Consider the following 1,397-nt stretch of genomic DNA (forward strand, 5'->3'; position numbering starts at 1 on the left):
ATGCTAGTTGCACGAGTTTGTACTCGTAGCAGATAGCTCAGTAACACGTGGCCAAACTACCCTATGGATCCGGACAACCTCGGGAAACTGAGGCTAATCCGGGATACGACTCTCAGCCTGGAAGTGGCGAGAGTCAGAAACGCCCCGGCGCCATAGGATGTGGCTGCGGCCGATTAGGTAGACGGTGGGGTAACGGCCCACCGTGCCCATAATCGGTACGGGTTGTGAGAGCAAGAGCCCGGAGACGGTATCTGAGACAAGATACCGGGCCCTACGGGGCGCAGCAGGCGCGAAACCTTTACACTGCACGAAAGTGCGATAAGGGGACTCCAAGTGCGAGGGCATATAGTCCTCGCTTTTCACCACCGTAAGGAGGTGGTAGAATAAGTGCTGGGCAAGACCGGTGCCAGCCGCCGCGGTAATACCGGCAGCACGAGTGATGACCGCTCTTATTGGGCCTAAAGCGTCCGTAGCTGGCCACGCAAGTCTATCGGGAAATCCGCGCGCTCAACGCGCGGGCGTCCGGTGGAAACTGTGTGGCTTGGGACCGGAAGATCCAGAGGGTACGTCCGGGGTAGGAGTGAAATCCCGTAATCCTGGACGGACCACCGGTGGCGAAAGCGCTCTGGAAAGACGGATCCGACGGTGAGGGACGAAAGCTCGGGTCACGAACCGGATTAGATACCCGGGTAGTCCGAGCTGTAAACGATGTCTGCTAGGTGTGCCACAGGCTACGAGCCTGTGGTGTGCCGTAGGGAAGCCGTGAAGCAGACCGCCTGGGAAGTACGTCCGCAAGGATGAAACTTAAAGGAATTGGCGGGGGAGCACTACAACCGGAGGAGCCTGCGGTTTAATTGGACTCAACGCCGGACATCTCACCAGCATCGACAATGTGCAGTGAAAGTCAGGTTGATGACCTTACTGGAGCCATTGAGAGGAGGTGCATGGCCGCCGTCAGCTCGTACCGTGAGGCGTCCTGTTAAGTCAGGCAACGAGCGAGACCCGCACTCCTAATTGCCAGCAACACCCTTGCGGTGGTTGGGTACATTAGGAGGACTGCCAGTGCCAAACTGGAGGAAGGAACGGGCAACGGTAGGTCAGTATGCCCCGAATGTGCTGGGCGACACGCGGGCTACAATGGCCACGACAGTGGGATGCAACCCCGAAAGGGGACGCTAATCTCCGAAACGTGGTCGTAGTTCGGATTGAGGGCTGAAACTCGCCCTCATGAAGCTGGATTCGGTAGTAATCGCGCCTCAGAAGGGCGCGGTGAATACGTCCCTGCTCCTTGCACACACCGCCCGTCAAAGCACCCGAGTGGGGTCCGGATGAGGCCTCGATTCCGAGGTCGAATCTGGGCTCCGCAAGGGGGCTTAAGTCGTAACAAGGTAACCGTA

The 1,397-nt window shown here is 58.3% G+C and carries 1 rRNA gene; it reads left to right on the forward strand.

Going from position 1 to position 1,397, the window contains the following annotated elements:
• A 16S ribosomal RNA gene (locus ACERI1_RS18780) occupies positions 1 to 1,397 on the forward strand; the annotation flags it as partial.

Source organism: Natrinema sp. HArc-T2 (assembly GCF_041821085.1).
Taxonomy (GTDB): domain Archaea; phylum Halobacteriota; class Halobacteria; order Halobacteriales; family Natrialbaceae; genus Natrinema.